This window comes from Streptomyces sp. NPDC107581, from assembly GCF_055657175.1.
On sequence record NZ_JBVKBH010000007.1, the window covers coordinates 457328 to 474092 of the forward strand.

A 16765-nucleotide genomic window follows, 5' to 3' on the forward strand; every position below is an offset into this window, starting at 1 on the left:
CGAGCAGCGTGTGACGCCGGCCCGCCCGGGGATCCGGTCCGGCGGCCGGTGCTCCGGGCCGGCCCCGGGTCAGTACACGTCGCGTACGTAGCGCTTGTCGGCGGCGAGCTGTTTGACGTAGGCCGCCGCCTCGGCCTCGCCCAGCCCGCCGTGCACGGCGGCGATCTCCCGCAGGGCCCGGTCGACGTCCTTGGCCATGCGGGCGGCGTCGCCGCAGACGTAGAGATGGGCACCGTCGCGGAGCCAGGACCACAGCAGCGGACCGTGTTCGCGCATCCGGTCCTGGACGTAGACCTTGGCGCGCTGGTCCCGGGAGAAGGCGGTGTCCAGACGGGTGAGCGTGCCCCCGGCGAGGAACGCGGCCAGCTCCTCCTCGTAGTAGAAGTCGGTCGCCCGGTGCTGTTCGCCGAAGAACAGCCAGTTCGGGGCGCGGTGGCCGCGGGCCCGGCGTTCCTCCAGGAAGCCGATGAAGGGTGCGATGCCGGTGCCGGGGCCCACCATCACCGCCGGTACGGCAGGGTCGGCGGGCGGGCGGAAGTGCGGCGCCCGCTGGACCCGGACCGGCACCGCCGTCCCGGGCTCGGCGTCGGCGAGGAAGGGCGAGCACACGCCGTGGCGGGGACGGCCGCCCAGCCCCTCGTAGCGGACGACGGAGACGGTCAGCGAGACCAGGTGGGGGTCGGTCAACGGGCTGGAGGATATGGAGTACAGGCGGGGTTGCAGGCGACCCAGTACATCGGCCCACTCCTGCGCCCCGGCCCGGATGCCGAACTCGGCGACCACGTCGACGGCCTGGCGGCCCCAGGACCACCGCGCCAGCTCGCCCTTGTTGTCCGGGCGCAGCAGCTTGCGCAGCTCGCGCGGGTCGCGGGCCCGGTCGGCGGCGAAGCGGAGCAGGGCGGGGGTGACGCGGGTGATGTCCAGGTGGCGCAGCAGAGCCTCGGCGAAGAGCTGGTCTCCCGCGCTCTTGACCTGAACGGTCGCGTCCGCGTCCAGGCCGGTGACGGCCAGCCACTCCATGACCAGCCCCGGCCGGTTGACCGGGTGCACCGCCAGGGCGTCCCCGGCCTCGTAGACCAGCGGGGTGTCGCTGTCCCGGGTGTCGAGGGTGAAGCGCCGGACCTCCTTGCCCGCACCGGGCAGGCTCAGCAGACGGTTGCCGGTGAGGCGGGCGGTGGCGGGAGCGGGGCGGCCCGGCCGGGGAGCGGCCGGGGCGGCGGGGGCGGACAGGGCCGCGTCCGGGGCCGTATCGGGTGCTGGGTCGAGTGCGGGGTCGGATGCCGGGTCGGAGCCCGTGCCGGACGCCGGGTCAGGGTCCGTACCGGGGGGCGTGCCGGATGCCGGGTCGGGGGCGGGCCGCTCGGGGCTCTGCAACGCGGTCAGTATCCGGTCCAGCCAGGCCCCGGCCTCGGTCTCGTAGTCCGGTTCGCAGTCGGTGCGCGGGGCCAGCCGTACCGCGTCCAGCTCCTCCATCCGCCGGTCGAGGCGGCGGCCGTGGCCGCAGAAGTCGTCGTAGGAGGAGTCGCCGAAGGCCAGGACGGCGTAGCGCCTGCCCTGCAGACGCGGGGCGTCGGACGCGGCCAGGGCGTCCCAGAACCCGGTGCCGTTGTCCGGGGCGTCGCCGTCGCCGAAGGTGCTCGTGATCAGCAGCAGGTCGGCGGCGGAGGGCAGCGCGGCGGGGTCCGCCTCCTCCATGGGCAGGAGGGAGGCGGGGTGGCCGTCCGCGGTGAGCCGCTCGGCCGTGGCGGTCGCGAACTCCTCGGCGTTCCCGGTCTGGGACGCCCAGAGGATCACGACCTGACGGCGGGGAGCGTGCGCGGACGGTGCGGAGGACCGCGGGGAGCCGTCGGCGCCGTGCGCGGTGGACGGCGGCGCCCCGGCCCTGGAGTACATCCCGGCCAGGACGCCGTTCACCCACAGGGCGTGCTCCGGGCTGAACGGGGCGTCCGACGGCAGCACCGGTACCCCCAGGGCGCCCGACGGGATACCGGCCAGGAAGCCGGTCAGATAGCGGCGTTCGTGTTCGGCCAGGACCGGCGGCGGCCCGGGTTCCAGCCCGAACGGAGCGGGAGCGGGCGGCGTGGGCGGCGGAGTGCGGAGCACCGCGGGCAGTGCAGGGGGCGCAGCGCCCACGGGGGAAGCCTGAGCCGTGGCCTGTGCGCCCGCCGGAGCCGGAGCCGTGGCCTGCGCCCCCGCCGGCGCCACACCCGCCGACGCCGTACCCGCCGGCTCCGCACCCGCCGGCGCGGGAGCCTGCACCGTCACCCGTGTGGCCACCTTGGTGAGCGAGACCGCGCACACCTTGAACTCGGGCTGGAACGACAGCGGGTCCACGGCGTCGCTGGTCACCGCGTTGACGCTGAGGTACTCCCCGAACAGGTCGTTCCAGTGGAACGGCGCGAAGCAGCATCCCGGCTGCACCCGGTCGGTGACGACCGCGGGCAGGACGGCCCGCCCGCGCCGAGAGGCGACCTCCACCGAATCCCCCTCGGCGAGGCCCAGTTCGGCCGCGTCCTGCGGGTGCACCTCCACGAAGGGACCGGGGTTGAGCTTGTTCAGCCTGGCCACCCTGGCCGTCTTCGTCAGGGTGTGCCACTGGTGCTGGAGGCGGCCGGTGTTGAGCACGTACGGGTAGTCGTCGTCGGGCATCTCCGCCGCGGGGATGTGCGGGCGGGCGTAGAAGACCGCACGGCCGCTCGCGGTCGGGAAGGTGGGCGAGCCGTCCTCGCCGAGGTAGCGGATCGGATTGCGGTCGGACCCGTCCACGGTCGCCGCCGGCCACTGCACCGGGGTGGTCCGCAGCCGCTCGTGGCTCACACCGCGCAGGTCCCAGCCGGTCGCCGGGTTCCAGGCGCGCTTGATCTCCTCGAAGACCTCCTCGGCGCTGTCGTACGCGAACCCCTCCTCGTAGCCCATCGCGCGGGCCACGGCGGCGATGAGCCGCCAGTCCGCCGTCGCCTCGCCGGGCGGATCGGCGGCCGGGCGGGCGAGGGTGAGGTTGCGCTCGCTGTTGATCAGGACGCCCTCGGTCTCGGTCCACAGCGCGCCGGGCAGGACGACATCGGCGTACGCGTTCGTCTCCGTCTCGGCGAACACGTCCTGCGTGACGACGAACTCGGCGGCCTCCAGACCCTCGATGACCGTTCTGCGGTTCGCTACGGAGGCGACCGGGTTGGTGCAGATGATCCAGCACGCCTTGATGTCCCCGTCGGCCATCCTCCGGAACATCTCGACCGTGCCCCTGCCGACGCCGTCGGCCCGCAGGGTGCCCGGCTCCAGCTCCCACAGCTCCTCGACGAAGGCCCTGTCGGCGTCGACGAGGACGGAGCGCTGGCCGGGCAGCCCCGGCCCCATGTAGCCCATCTCCCGGCCGCCCATGGCGTTGGGCTGGCCGGTGAGGGAGAAGGGCCCGCTGCCGGGGCGGCAGATCGCGCCGGTGGCGAGGTGCAGATTGACCAGGGCGTTGGTGTTCCAGGTGCCGTGCGTGGACTGGTTCAGGCCCATCGTCCAGCAGCTCGTCCACTCCCCCGCCTCGCCGATCAGCCGGGCGGCCTCGCGGATGTCGTCCTCCGGGATGCCGGTGATCCCGGCGACGGTGGCGGGCGGGTGGTCGGCGAGGAAGGCGGGCATCGCGTCCCAGCCCTCGGTGTGCGCGGCGATGAACTCGGGGTCGGTGTGGCCGTTGGCGTGCAGCAGGTGCAGCAGCCCGTTGAGCAGGGCGAGGTCCGTGCCCGGCTTGATCTGCAGGAACAGGTCGGCCTTGTCGGCGGTGGCGGTGCGCCGCGGGTCGACGACGATCAGCCTGGCGCCCGCCGACTTCACCCGGTCCATCATCCGCAGGAAGAGGATGGGATGGCAGTCGGCCATGTTGGAGCCGATGACGAAGAAGACGTCGGCCTTGTCGAAGTCCTGGTAGGAGCCGGGCGGGCCGTCCGCGCCCAGCGACAGCTTGTAGCCGGTGCCGGCGCTGGCCATGCACAGCCGGGAGTTCGACTCGATCTGGTTGGTTTGGATGAATCCCTTGACCAGCTTGTTCGCCAGGTACTGCGCCTCCAGGCTCATCTGCCCGGAGACGTAGAGGGCGACCGCGTCCGGCCCGTGCTCGTCGATGATCGCGCGCAGCCGGCGGGCGGTCTCGGCGACGGCGGCCGCCACGGGCGCGGGCTGCGGTTCCTCGCCGCGGTCCGGCCGGACGAGGGCGGTGGTCAGCCGCCCCGGCGCGGCGAGCATGTCGGCGGTGGTCGCGCCCTTGGTGCACAGCCGGCCGAAGTTCGCCGGGTGCTCCTTGTCCCCGCTCGCCTTCAGGACCGTACGCCGCCCGTCCGGTCCCCTGCCGACGTCGAGGACCATGCCGCAGCCCACTCCGCAGTACGAGCAGACCGTCCGCACCTTCGTCGTGCCCTCGCTCCGCGAGCCCGGCGCGGCCACGGGCGCCCCCCTTCTCCTGTGCTCGGCCTGATCTCACCCTTCGCGACCGTACGAACCGCTCATTACGAGGGTGTCTCCGCGCCGGATCATCAGGGGTTAAGGCCGTCGCACAGGGCACGGCGGGCCGGTGTGAGCACAGGGCACGACGGGGAGGTGTGGGCGCCGGCCCGGGGCGGCGGCCCGTTCAGGGCCCGGCGGGGCAGGGGAGACGTGGACGCCGGCCCGGAGCGGCGGCCCGTTCAGGACCTGGCGGGGCAGGGGAGGCGTGGACGCCGGCCCGGAGCAGCGGCCCGTTCAGGACCTGGCGGGGCAGGGGAGGCGTGGACGCCGGCCCGGAGCGGCGGCCCGTTCAGGACCTGGCGGGGCAGGGGAGGCGTGGACGCCGGCCCGGAGCGGCGGCCCGTTCAGGGCCTGGCGTCGGCGTCCGTGCGCGGTGTCTGCGCGGAGCGGCGGACGCGGCCGGCCGCCACGACGAGCCGTATGTCGTGCAGGGCCCGGAGGTCCTCCAGGGGGTTGCCCCCGACCACCAGGACATCGGCGCGGTGGCCGGGGGCCAGCCGCCCGGTGTCGTGGCCGAGGCCGAGGGCGTGGGCGGCCTCGGCCGTGGCGGCCGCGATCACCTCTGTCCGGGACAGACCGATGTGCTCCAGGAACTCCAGACTGGAGGCGAGGCCGTCGAAGCGGGAGCGCGGTACTCCGGCGTCGGTACCGGCGATCAGGCGCACGCCCCGTTCGGCCATCAGCCGCGCCGGCGCGAAGATCTCACGGGCGCGTTCGGGGCTGATCCGTTCCGCGAAGGACCGCCAGTTGGGGTGGGTGGCCATGCACACGCGGATTCCCCTGGCGACGATCTCCGCGACGAGATCCTCGCGGAACGCGACCGCTCCGTCCTGTGCCGCCCAGGTGCAGTGCTCGATGGTGTCGACCCCCGCGGTGACCGCGGCGGCGATGCCCGCCGTGCCGTGGGCGTGGGCCGCCACCGGCAGACCGGCCCGACGGGCCTCCTCGACGGCCGCGGCGAGTTCCTCCGTGGTGAACTGCGGTTCCCAGATGGCGGGGCCGCCGCGGGTCAGGCCGCCGCCGGTCGCCATCACCTTGATCACGTCCGCGCCCCGCCGCGCCCCGCGCCGCACGGCTTCCCGGATCTCCTCGGGACCGCGGACCTCCCCGCCGAGAAACCAGCAGTGGCCCCCGGGTGAGGTCAGCGGGGTACCGGCCGCGACGATGCGCGGTCCGGTCCGCGTGCCCGCTGCGGTCTCGTCGCGCAGACGCAGGGTGAGACCGCCGCGGTCGCCGAGATCGCGGACGGTGGTGACTCCGGAGTTCAGAAGCTCGCGGGCGCGGTCCGCCATGGCGTGCAGCAGTGCCTCGTCGTCGCTCGCCCGCAGGGCGGCCACGGGATCGGTGCCGGCGTCGAAACCGAGGTGGACGTGGCAGTCGATGAGACCGGGAAGGACCGTGGCGTCCGGGAAGGACAAGGTCCGGTGTCCTCCTCCGGCCTGCTTCTCGACATCCGCGCGCGGGCCGACGGCGGCGATCCGCTGTCCGGTGACGAGGACCGCCGCGTCCCGCACATGCTCGCCGGCGGGGCCGAGCAGCATGTGTCCCGCGGTGATCAGAAGGTCAGTCACGCCGACTCCCATGGTGTTCCCTGTGCTCCTGGTGCCTTGTTCTTGCGCGGTGCTTGCCTGGTGCTCGCGTGGTGCGTGATGCTCGCCTGGTGCTCAGCCGGTGCTGGGCGTGGCGCGACGGTCCAGCGCGTCCGAGAGCAGGACGAGTTGCCGTACGTCCGCGTCCAAACCCTGCGCCTGGGGCAGGGCGACGGCGACCGCTCCGTACGGAGCTTCGCGGCCTTGCGCCTGGGCTTGCAGGGCGGCGCACAGCCGGTCGGCGAGGACGTCGGCGGACGACTCGGTGAGGACCGGGCCCGGCACGTCCGCCCGCCGGAGGTACGGGCTGATGCGGACCAGCCCGTCCCGGCACTCGATGGCCCGGCGGTAGTAGTGGCGGTCCACCGCGCGGGACCGGCCCAGGAGCCCTCGCGCGATGATGCGGTCCTGCTGCAGGGCGTCCTGCGGATAGGCCTCGTGCAGCAGACTCCACAGCGGCTGCAGGCGGTGGAACATCCTGCGCCGGTGCCGGCGAAGACGCATGACCGACAGGCGGGCGTGGACGGCCGGGTAGGCGATTCCGACGAGGAAGAGGACGATCGCCACGGCGATGAGGTGGGTGGAGATCCTGGTGACGCCCGGGGCGACCGCCGTGCCGTTCCAGCGCGCCACGGTCAGCGCCGCCCGGATCGCGCTGGCGGCGGCGATGGTCCCGAGAGCGAGCGCGATCAGCCGCAGGCCGCCGGCCAGGGGGCGCCGGGACGCCCGCAGGTACCGCAGGGTCCAGCACAGCGCCATGGTGAGGGCGTACACCAGATACAGATCGGCGAGGAGATAGAAGACCGCGAGGCCGGAGACCCGCAGGTCGACGCCGTCGTAGTCATCGCCGGTGTCGTGTCCGGCGGCGGCGACGGTCGCCAGCGCGGTGCCCAGGACGGTGAGCCCCAGGGGAATGGCCTCCCGGCGAGCACGCACCCGGCCCCGCCCGGAATCCGTCGCGGAGTACAGGTAGAAGCACATCAGCCAGAAGACCATGCAGAACGCGAAGACGTTCTGCACCAGGCGCGGAGCCCCGGCCCCGCCGACGGAGCGGATCACGGCGGTCGTCGGCGGAAGGGCGCTGCCGAAGGAGGCGGCCGCACTCGCCAGACACAGGGTGACGGCACGCAGGGGAGCGTCGTGCGGCGCCCTGACGAGCTGACGGAGCTTCCACCCCAGGATCAGCACGAACACGGCTCCGACGGACAGCGTCACTGTGATCATTGCCAGCCCTGCCGATCGCCCAGTGCCGCCCGGACCCGGTCGACGGACGGGTCCACGGACGGCGGCGGGTCGACACAGTCCAGTACGGAGGCCCATTCGAGGATGATGGTGGCGACCAGTTCGGCCTCGCGTTCGTGCTCCTCCTCGTAGGAAGAGCGCCGGAGGGCCTTCTTGATGACGTCGGTCGAGATGTCGGGGAGCTGCTCTCTGAGGAACTCGTCGTCCGGTCCTGCACCTTGGTGGTCCGCCATGATGTGACCGAGTTCGTGCAGGATGATGTGGTCCTGGTGGACCTTGCTGGTTTCGCGCTGGTAGAAGATGTAGTCGCTCGAGCCGGACGCGATCCACAGGCCGAACGGTCCGGGGACGGGCAGGGGATACGGCATCAGCCGGATGGGGCGCCCGCGCTGCTCCCCGAGCAGTCCGCACAGGACGTCGACTCTCAACGGCGGCCGTATCTCCAGTTGCTGCAGCATCTTCCTGCAGCGCCGGCGTAACTTCCGTTCGTGCAAGGTATCCCCCTGGCGTTCCTGGTCGTGATCGGCTGTCACACAGGCAACAAGACATCAGCGACGGCGGCGAGAGGGAATCGGGTCACCGGCCGGGTGGGCTCCGGCGCTCGGCCTGCTCCAGGCGGTAGACCACGTCGAGGAGGTCCATGACCTGTTTGCGGCGCTCGGCCGACAGCTCGCCGGCCCGCATCGCCATGAGCCGCACATCGCTGCCGGCGGGGTCGTCCGCCAGCTGTTCCCGGGTTTCCGCCAGCCGTTGCAGCTGCTCCGTGATGCGGTCACCGGCCTCGCCGTCGAGGAAGTAGGCGGTGGAGACGCCGAAGAAGTCGGCCAGCGCCTCCAGATGCTTCAGGGTCGGGTTCGTCTTGGTGCCCTTGCGCAACTGCCAGATGTAGCTCTGCGAGATGGTGACGCCCCGCTGCCTGATGGCGGCGGCGACATGTTCGTTGCTGTACTCGCGGTCCGCTTCGGACCGGAGGGTGGCGAAGAGATGGTTGAGCTTGTCGGCGAGGCTGCCGTCGGTCGCATGCGTCATCACGCCTCCATGCTGCGTGGTGCCCCCGACACCGCTTCAACTCATGTGTGCTTCTACGGAGTCTAGCCGAGTGATGTCAGTTGAAATGAGCCAACCCGTGCGCTAGCGTCCAGACTTGACGATCTCAACTGTGGTGAAAGTACCGCCAGTTGGATCTTCCTCATGAGTCCACGGCTGGATGGGTGATGGCTCCACGTGCGGGGAGGTGCGTCATGGCGATGGACCAGCGGGGAACGCAACTGCCCCGACCGGCGCGAGAGCCCCGCTCCGCGGCCGGACCGCGGGCGGACGTCCACGGGAGGAGCCTCGCGCAGGAAGTGCACCGGGTGCCCGTCCACCGCCTGGCGGGGGTGAGCTCGCCGCGCACCTCGGGAGCCGACGCCGATCACGTCCGGGCCCTTGCCGAACTGGACGTGCCCTTACCGCCCATCGTCGTGCACCGGGCGACCATGCATGTCCTCGACGGGGTCCACCGGATCCATGCCGCCGTGCTGCGGGGTGAGGCCGAGGTCGAGGCCCGCTACTTCGAGGGCGGCGAGGACGAGGCGTTCGTCCTCGCCGTGCAGCTCAATTCGGCGCACGGCAAACCGCTCTCCTTCGCCGAACGCGCGGCCGCCGCGGAGCGCATCATCACCTCGCATCCGCACTGGTCCGACCGGCGCATCGCCGCCGTGACCTATATGGCACCGAAGACCGTCGCCGCCCTGCGCAGACGTTCGACCGCGGACGATGCACGGTTGAAAAGGGTGGGGATGGACGGGCGGGAACGCCCGGTGAATCCGGCCGAACGGCGGCTGCGGGCGGCCGAGTTGCTGACGCAGGAGCCCGAAGCCCCGTTGCGGCGGATCGCACAGCAGGCGGGCATCTCGCTGGCGACCGCGAGCGATGTGCGCCACCGCATGCTCCAGGGCCGGGACGTGCTGCCGCCGAGACTCCAGCAGGGCGCACCGCCGGGCCCCGACGGCCGCCGGGAGGCGGAGCCGCGCGCATACGCGGAGGACGAGCGGGAACACCGCCCGGGCCCGCCGGTACCGGCACCCGATGTCCAGGCCGTACTGGACAGCCTGCGCAAGGACCCGTCCGTACGTCTGTCCGCGCCGGGGCGCAGCCTCCTGCGGCTGCTGAGCGTGCACCCCGCCAAACCCGCCGAGTGGCAGGAACTGGTGCGCGGCGTGCCCCGGCACCGGGCCACCCTCATGGCCGACGTGGCCCGCGGCTACGCGGATGCCTGGCTCCAGGTCGCCAGGAGCCTCGAACAGGGTCTCTGACCCTCCCGGCACCCGGACGGCCCGCGCAACACGGCCGGCCCTTCGGGACGCCCCGCACCCCGCCAGCCCGCGCAACACCACTGGCCCTCCAGATGCGCCGCACCCCGCCGGCCTGCACAGCACCGCCGGCCCTTCCGCGTGCCTTTTCGGCGTTCCGGCACGCGCGACTTCTCCGTCGGCGTCGAATTACCGCGCGTCCGGAAAGGAATCAGGGATTCCATATTTCTGTTCATGAACTCCCTTGAGGGATTAAATGACCGCTGCCTACTGTTCAGAAGTCCACTTCCCCGGCCCCATTCCGAAAGCGGATCACCTCGATCCGGGAAATCGGAACAGCGGCCACCTGCACATGAAAGGGTGTGAATCAAGCGTGACATTCGCAGCGGAGCACCTCGCCGTGCGTGAACGCGCCGGCGCCGTCGTGGCCATGGCGGTCGCCCGCGCATGGAAGGACTCGGAATACCGGCGTGACCTCGTCGCGAGACCGAAGGCCGTTCTCGCGGAGGAGGGCTTCGAGTGCCCGGAGGGCGTCGACCTGGAGATCGTCCAGGACACGCCGACGGCGAAGTACGTCAGCCTGCCGCCGGACGCGGCGGACAGCACCACGTCCCTGGCCCTGGTCGAGCAGGCCCTTCCGCTCGACGCCGGCCGGGAGCTGCGGCTGGTGCAGAGCAGCGGCACCAAGTGGTACGTCGTGCTGCCCGAGGCGCCCACCGGCCTTGAGCTGGAGGGGACGCCGGAGCTGGTCCTGAGCCGCGCGGCCGCCGTGGAGAACGGCTGGGTGTGGTCCATCACCAACGTGGCCGCGGTGGCGGAGGCGGCGGCGGTCGCCGTCGTCGTCGTGACCTGATCGGGACGCACGGGCGAAGTCCCGTCACGGCTGCCCTTGAACCGTGACGGCAAGCCGGGGGCCGGTGCGCGCGCCGGCCCCCGGAATTCGCGCGTTCCCTTCCGCCCGCCCTTTTTCGCCCATTTCCGCGATGAGAGTGAGGAACAATGCCCGCAGCCATGCGTGACAGCGAATTCCATGCACTGCTCGACAACACGTCCGACGCTCCGGACGACTACGTCCGTGAGGTCGCGTGGACGAAGCGCACACTGGAGAGATGGCTTGTCGACAAGACATTCCGCGAGAGCTTCTCGGAAGACGCCGAGAAAGCACTGCAGGACATCGGTTCGCCGCTGATCCCGGCCCAGGTGCTGCCCTTTCTCGGGGACGGGCTGGAGCCGGACGGTGACGAGCGGGAGATTCCGCTCTCGGCACGGCGTTACCGCGCCTTCCTCCAGGAGAAACTCGACCACCGCGCGCAGCTGCGCGCCCATGGCCAGACGACCACGGACCGGCGCATGGCAGCCTGGCGGGCACGTCAGATGAAGCGCTGCGCCGGCGAGCTGGGCGCGTCCCGCTCGCAGGCCATCGTGCACGCTCCCGCCGCGTTCGAGCTGTCCAAGGGCTGCACCGTCGGCTGCTGGTTCTGCGGCGTCGCCGCGCCGAAGTTCGACCACACCTGGCCGTACAACGCCGAGAACGCCTCGCTCTGGCACGACACCCTCCGGGTGATGGACACGACCATCGGCGCACCCATGCGCGACGCGTTCCTGTACTGGGCGACCGACCCGCTGGACAATCCGGACTACGAGCGCTTCCTCACGGCCTTCCACGACGTCCTGGGCCAGTGCCCGCAGACCACCACGGCGATCGGCCACAAGGACGTGGAGCGCACCCGGCGGCTGCTGGAGCTGGCGCGGGCACGCGGGTCCAAGGTGGACCGCTTCTCGATCATCGCGGTCGGCGCCCTGCACCGGCTCGAGGAGGCGTTCACCGCCGAGGAGCTGCTGCACGTCGAGTGCATCCCGCAGAACAAGGGAGCGGCCAAGTCGTTCCGGAAGTCCAACGCCGGCCGGGCCCGGAAGTTCGCCCACAAGCGCAGTGACGAGCTGGTGCCCGAGGACTCCAGCTCGACGATCGCGTGTGTCTCGGGCTTCCTCTTCAACATGGTCGACCGCAGCGTCCGGCTGATCACGCCGTGCGACGCGTCCGACCGCTGGCCCCTCGGCTACTGGGTCCTGGACAAGGGGACCTTCGACACCGGCGCGGAGCTGGGCGAACTCCTCGAAACCATGATCGCGAAGAACATGCGGACCCGGCTGCGGCTGCAGGACCCCGTGCGGCTGCGCCCGGACGTGAAGGTGACCGTCGCCGACGGCGAGCTCCGGGCCCTCTCACGCGGACAGCGCCTCAGCCTCGCCCACAAGGACCTGGACGACCTCGCCGACTGCCTGACCCAGGGCGTGGCCAGCGTGGAGGAGCTCGCGGTGCGCCGTCAGCGGCGGGCCGGCGTTCCCCTCCCCCAGACCTTCGCCTGGCTCAACTCGCTCTTCGACGAGGGCCTGCTCGACGAGGAGCCCGAGCCGCCCGCTCCCGAGGCCGCTCCGGTGGCGCTGGGGATGCCGGCCACCGCCGCCTCATGACGGACGCACACGGCACGGCCGGGGCCGGGACCGCACACGGCACGGCCGGGGCCGGAGCCGCGGGCGGCCCGGGCGGGGGTGGTGCCGCAGGCGGCCCGGGCGGGGGTGGTGCCGCGGGCGGCCCGGGCGGGGGTGGGTCCCTCGTGCAGGTCAGAAGGGCCCGCTTCGACACCCCGCTGGAGCTGAGCAGCGGGCGGGTGCTGCCCGGCTTCGAGCTCTCGTACGAGACGTACGGGCAACTGGACCAGGACGGCACGAACGCCGTCCTGGTCTGCCACTCGCTCACCAAGGGCGCCCACGCGGCGGGGCGCCGCACGGCCGGGGACTCCCGCCCCGGCTGGTGGGACACGGCGATCGGCCCGGGCCGCATGCTCGACACCGACCGGTACTTCGTCATCTCCTCGGACGTGCTCTGCGCGGGGGAGTCCACGGGGCCGGCCAGTACGGACCCGGCCACCGGCCGTCCGTACGGATCCGCCTTCCCCGTGGTCACCGTCGAGGACGCGGTCGACGCCCAGCGCAGGCTCGTGGAACGGCTGGGGATCACCCGGCTGCACGCGGTGATCGGCGGCTGCTTCGGCGGCCAGCAGGCACTGCAGTGGGCCGTCTCCCACCCCGGTGCGGTCCGCAACGCCGTCGTCATCGGGACCGGCCCCGACACCTCGGCGCACACCATCGCGATCTTCTCCGTGATGCGCCATCTCATCCGCAGCGATCCGCACTTCAACGGCGGTGACTACTACCCGGGGCCCGGCCCGGTCCGTGGTCTGGCCAGTGCCCTCGTGGCCGCCGTGCCGCTGTGGATGAGCCGTGACGCCATGGGCCGGCGATTCGCGCGCCGGACCGTGACGGGGCAGCCGCCGCGGTACACCCTGCGCCCGGAATTCGCGATCGAGGCGTTCCTCGACGCCATCGGGAACCAGCCGCGCCCCGCGATCGACGCCAACGCCCTGCTCCATCTGATGCGGGCCGAGGAGTACTTCGACCTCCACGGCCGCTACGGCAGCCTGGAGACGGCCCTGAAGCCCGTGACCGCCCGTACCCTGTTCGTCAGCTACCGCTCCGACTGGCGCTATCCGCCGCAGGAGACGGACGTGATGCACCAGGTCCTGGCGGACCAGGGCACGCCCTCGCGCCACGCCGTCCTGGACAGTCCGCTGGGACACGGCGGGTTCCTCTACGAAGTCGACACGCTCGCCCGCGAGGTCACCCCCTTCCTGACCGAGGAGGACGCCCGATGACCTCCGTACGGCCACCGGCCTCCATACGGCCACCGGCCCCCGGACAGCTGCGGGGCATGGCGTGGGAGCAGGTGTGCCGGCACATCGACGGGCTGTCGGTCGGCACCACCGTGGCCGCGCTGCACCGGCGCGGTGTCCTCGCCCGGCTGCTGGCCGACGAACCCGTGGACGTGCACGTTCTCGCCGAGGGCGTGGCGGCCAACCCCGGATATCTGCACGTCGCTCTCGGCCTGCTGGCCAACCAGGGATGGCTCGTCCCCCACGCGGACCAGGGGCCCGTGCGCACCCTGAGCTATCTGCCCACCCGTCACGGCCGTACGGTCATGAGCGCGCTCGCCGCCTCCTACCCGTCGGCGACCGCGTTCCTGCCCCTGGCCCAGCGGCTCGGCAGGGTGCTGTTCGCGGACCGGGACCGGGAGGGCGAGCGGGAACTGGCCGCGGCCCGCGACCTCATGCGGGCCGAGTGGCACGTGCCCGGCGGTTTCCGCCCGGTCGCACCGAGACTGCAGGTACTGGCCCACCTGGACGGCCACCTCACCGCGCCCCTGATGGCCCATCTGGCCAAGCACGGCCTGCTGGACCCGGACTCGGAGACCATTCCGTTCACCGGGCACGAGGGAGCCGACCCCCGGGCGCTGCGGACCGCCTGCGAGATCCTCGCGCACCAGGGATGGGCCACCCTGGACGACACGGCGGCCCGGCTCACCCCGCTGGGCACGGCCGCCGCCGCCTGCGCACGCCAGTACTGGCATCCCGTCAGCTACCTCCCCGCCCTCGGAGACGTGGACCGGCTGCTCTTCGGGGACCCGGCGGTCACGGACGCCGTACCCGACGAGGACGCCCACCTGGACCGGGAACTGGACATCGTCTTCAGCGGGGACGTGTTCACCGCCACCTGCCGGGAGCCCTTCCTGGACGTGTGCCTGCCCCTCTTCGACGGGCCGGACCTCGACCGGCAGCCGGCCCTCGTGGTCGACTCCGGCTGCGGGGACGGGAGCCTGCTGCACACCCTCCACACCGCGATACACGACCGCACGGTCCGCGGCAGCCGCCTGAACGAGCGTCCCCTGCTCATGGTCGGTGTCGAGCCGAGTCCCGTGGCCAGGCGCATCACCGCCGAACGGCTCGCCCGCGCCGGCATCCCCCACCTCGTCGTCGACGGCGACATCACCGACCCCGACGGGACGGCACGCTCACTGGCGGAGCACGGACTGGACGCCACCGACGCCCTGCACGTCAGCAAATCCGTCATCCACGACCGCAACTTCCGTACCCGGCCGTCCCCCTGCCCGTCCGGCACCGCGCGGCCGCCCCGCATGCTCCGCTTCTTCGCCACTCCCGACGGCCGGGCGATCACCCCGGACGACATGGCCCGCGACCTGGCCGCGCACTTCCACGCCTGGCGCCGCCTGGCCCACCGCCACGGTCTGGTCGTCATCGAGGCCCACGCCCTGGACGTGACCCGCGCGGCGGCCCTCAACGGCACCACCCTGGCGAGCGACCTCGACGCCACCCACGGCTACTCCCACCAATACCCGGTGGAACCACAGGTGTTCGCCTGGGCCGCCGAAGTGGCCGGATTCCGTAGCGTTCGACATCACGACCTTGGCGCCGCGAACACCGGTCATACGATGCTGACCATCGACCACTTCACCACGTGTGGGGAGCGATGATGGTGCTGTCCGCCGAGGACGTGTGTGCCGGATACCGGGGACGGCCCGTCCTGACGGACGTGAGCCTGGATTTCGGGCCCGGAGTGCACGTCCTGCTCGGCCCCAACGGAGCGGGCAAGACCACGCTGTTCCGGGTGCTGGCCGCTGTGCTCAGGCCGACGTCCGGGCGGGTGCGCATCGCCGGCCGCGATCCGCACCGCGACCCCGGCGCCAAACGGCTGATCTCGGTGACCGCGCACCGGGCCGGGCTCTCACCGCAACTGTCGGTCGGCGACAACCTCGGCTACTGGGCCCGCGTCCTAGACCTGCCGGCCGCCTCCCGCGAGCAGCGCATCGCCGACGTCGTGTCCGCGCTGCACCTGCACGACCTCGTCGGCCGGAGCGCCGGGACCCTCAGCCGCGGTCAGACCCAACGCGTCGCGCTGGCCAAGGCGCTGCTCCCCGAACCGCCCGTCCTCCTGCTGGACGAACCCACCACGGGCATGGACCCGACGGCGACCGCCGACCTCAGGGAACGGCTGCGGGCGCTCGCCGCGGACGGTCACACGGTCATCGCCTCCACGCACAACATGAGCGAGGCCCAGGCACTCGCCGACGACGTCACGGTGCTCAGCGGCGGCCGCATCGCCGGGCGCGGAACACCGGCCGCGCTGCGCGAGGAGATGGTGGGCCTCGGCCTGCGCCTGCGCATCCGCGCCCGTCTGGATCCCACCGAGGCGCTCCGGAGCCTCGGGCACCAGCCCGTCGCGGACCGTGACGGCTCGGTCCTGGTCGAGGTCGCCGACGACGACGCGGCCGAGACGGTCATCGAGGAACTCGTCCGCCGGGGCGTGGGGCTCAGGGAGGCCGCGCACGCCGGCAACGCCCTGGAGGACATCTTCCTCCACCTCGACGGCCAGGCCCACCAGCCCACCTACCAGACCTGGGACCAGCAGTGACGGCACCCGCCGGGACCCCCCGCCCGTTCGCGCTCACCCACGCGCTCATCTGGCGCCTGCTCCACGAGGGAAAACGTCATCTGCTCGGCCCGGTGCTGCCCTTCGCCGCGGTGCTGGCCATCATGGTGCTCACGTCCCTGCGCGGCAGCCAGGCGGTCAACGGCGCCGGCTCGTTCCTCGACGTCGCCGCCCGCTACACCAGCGGCGGCCACGCCGTCACGGCGGGCATCCTGCTGACGCTGGGGCCGGGCCTGGCCGCGTTCTTCAACTCGGTGTCCGTGACCCGCGCCGTGCAGGGCCTGGTGGGCGCGGAGGTGACCCGGGGCGGCTTCGAGGAACTCCTCAGCGCCCCCTACACCCCCCGGCGCATCGCCACCGCCGTCCTCGGCTACATGGCCGCCGCGGCGACCGGGTTCTGGGCCGCCTACATGCTGATCGTGGCCCTGGCGACGGGCCTGCTCGTGGCCACGACGACGACGCGGCTCCACCTGGACGCGGGATACACGGCACTGTCGCTGGTCTTCCCCCTGCTCATCGCCCTGACCAGCGGCAGCCTCGCGCTCCTGGTCAGCCTGCTGTTCCCGCGCCTGACCCAGATCGGCGGCGCGGCGGGCCTGTCCGGCGGCAACCTGGGCAACGTGATCGCCATGCTGCCGGCGATCGGCTCCCTGTTCGCCCTGACCTACGGGCTGTCGCGCCTGGGCGCCACCCGGCTGCTGCTGGCCGCGGGGGGCAGTACGTTCCTGATCGCCGTCGCGTCCGTGACCGTCGTCACCGTCTGTTTCAGCCCCGAAACGGCGCTCGACTCCTGAGACGCCGGTATCC

Annotated in this window: 12 protein-coding genes; 7 read left to right on the plus strand and 5 right to left on the minus strand. The window is 72.4% G+C overall.

All coding sequences use genetic code 11. The features are described from left to right. Nucleotides 1-69: 69 nt before the first annotated feature. From ACZ7P3_RS21005 to ACZ7P3_RS21025, 5 genes are all read right to left on the minus strand, one after another. Entirely contained in the window at nucleotides 70-4350 is a 4281-nt protein-coding gene (locus tag ACZ7P3_RS21005; protein ID WP_472083894.1) for a molybdopterin-dependent oxidoreductase, read from the minus strand. A gap of 482 nt (nucleotides 4351-4832) precedes the next feature. Further along, nucleotides 4833-6059 (minus strand): amidohydrolase family protein, encoded by a 1227-nt coding sequence (locus tag ACZ7P3_RS21010; protein ID WP_472083727.1) that lies wholly within the window; start codon nucleotides 6057-6059, stop codon nucleotides 4833-4835. 93 nt (nucleotides 6060-6152) lie between these two features. Continuing rightward, nucleotides 6153-7301, minus strand: coding sequence for an MAB_1171c family putative transporter (locus tag ACZ7P3_RS21015; RefSeq protein ID WP_472083729.1), 1149 nt, complete (start codon nucleotides 7299-7301; stop codon nucleotides 6153-6155). Then, nucleotides 7298-7777: a hypothetical protein gene (locus ACZ7P3_RS21020; RefSeq protein ID WP_472083731.1), complete on the minus strand. Its 480-nt coding sequence runs from the start codon at nucleotides 7775-7777 to the stop codon at nucleotides 7298-7300. Before ACZ7P3_RS21020 ends, ACZ7P3_RS21015 begins: the two co-directional genes overlap by 4 nt. Nucleotides 7778-7895: 118 nt before the next feature. Continuing rightward, complete coding sequence (locus ACZ7P3_RS21025; RefSeq protein WP_472083733.1) at nucleotides 7896-8348, minus strand: helix-turn-helix domain-containing protein; 453 nt, start codon at nucleotides 8346-8348, stop codon at nucleotides 7896-7898. Between the two features lie 212 nt (nucleotides 8349-8560). Here ACZ7P3_RS21025 and ACZ7P3_RS21030 point away from each other — a divergent pair, with 212 nt between their 5' ends. From ACZ7P3_RS21030 to ACZ7P3_RS21060, 7 genes are all read left to right on the plus strand, one after another. Then, complete coding sequence (locus ACZ7P3_RS21030) at nucleotides 8561-9616, plus strand: ParB/RepB/Spo0J family partition protein (RefSeq protein ID WP_472083735.1); 1056 nt, start codon at nucleotides 8561-8563, stop codon at nucleotides 9614-9616. Nucleotides 9617-9986: 370 nt separating this feature from the next. Continuing rightward, the gene (locus tag ACZ7P3_RS21035) at nucleotides 9987-10466 is read left to right on the plus strand and encodes a hypothetical protein (RefSeq protein ID WP_472083737.1); all 480 of its coding nucleotides are present in this window, start codon (nucleotides 9987-9989) and stop codon (nucleotides 10464-10466) included. 158 nt (nucleotides 10467-10624) lie between these two features. Then, entirely contained in the window at nucleotides 10625-12088 is a 1464-nt protein-coding gene (locus ACZ7P3_RS21040) for a radical SAM family RiPP maturation amino acid epimerase (protein WP_472083739.1), read from the plus strand. Nucleotides 12089-12231: 143 nt separating this feature from the next. Then, on the plus strand, nucleotides 12232-13329 hold the full coding sequence (gene metX, locus ACZ7P3_RS21045) for a homoserine O-acetyltransferase MetX (RefSeq protein ID WP_472083740.1): 1098 nt from the start codon (nucleotides 12232-12234) through the stop codon (nucleotides 13327-13329). Continuing rightward, entirely contained in the window at nucleotides 13326-15002 is a 1677-nt protein-coding gene (locus ACZ7P3_RS21050; RefSeq protein WP_472083742.1) for an AprA-related methyltransferase, read from the plus strand. Before metX ends, ACZ7P3_RS21050 begins: the two co-directional genes overlap by 4 nt. Beyond that, nucleotides 14999-15940, plus strand: coding sequence for an ABC transporter ATP-binding protein (locus tag ACZ7P3_RS21055; protein ID WP_472083744.1), 942 nt, complete (start codon nucleotides 14999-15001; stop codon nucleotides 15938-15940). Before ACZ7P3_RS21050 ends, ACZ7P3_RS21055 begins: the two co-directional genes overlap by 4 nt. Next, nucleotides 15937-16752 carry a hypothetical protein gene (locus ACZ7P3_RS21060; protein WP_472083746.1) on the plus strand — a complete coding sequence of 272 codons (816 nt, stop codon included), beginning with the start codon at nucleotides 15937-15939 and terminating at the stop codon, nucleotides 16750-16752. Before ACZ7P3_RS21055 ends, ACZ7P3_RS21060 begins: the two co-directional genes overlap by 4 nt. Nucleotides 16753-16765 lie beyond the last annotated feature (13 nt).

What these genes read in the sequence shown, in the direction of transcription:
- ACZ7P3_RS21005 (WP_472083894.1), bottom strand. Translation starts at nt 4,350, where the DNA reads ATGGTCCTCGACGTCGGCAGGGGACCGGACGGGCGGCGTACGGTCCTG.
- ACZ7P3_RS21015 (WP_472083729.1), bottom strand. Translation starts at nt 7,301, where the DNA reads ATGATCACAGTGACGCTGTCCGTCGGAGCCGTGTTCGTGCTGATCCTG.
- ACZ7P3_RS21020 (WP_472083731.1), bottom strand. Translation starts at nt 7,777, where the DNA reads ATGCTGCAGCAACTGGAGATACGGCCGCCGTTGAGAGTCGACGTCCTG.
- ACZ7P3_RS21025 (WP_472083733.1), bottom strand. Translation starts at nt 8,348, where the DNA reads ATGACGCATGCGACCGACGGCAGCCTCGCCGACAAGCTCAACCATCTC.
- ACZ7P3_RS21030 (WP_472083735.1), top strand. Translation starts at nt 8,561, where the DNA reads ATGGCGATGGACCAGCGGGGAACGCAACTGCCCCGACCGGCGCGAGAG.
- ACZ7P3_RS21040 (WP_472083739.1), top strand. Translation starts at nt 10,625, where the DNA reads ATGCGTGACAGCGAATTCCATGCACTGCTCGACAACACGTCCGACGCT.
- ACZ7P3_RS21050 (WP_472083742.1), top strand. Translation starts at nt 13,326, where the DNA reads ATGACCTCCGTACGGCCACCGGCCTCCATACGGCCACCGGCCCCCGGA.
- ACZ7P3_RS21055 (WP_472083744.1), top strand. Translation starts at nt 14,999, where the DNA reads ATGATGGTGCTGTCCGCCGAGGACGTGTGTGCCGGATACCGGGGACGG.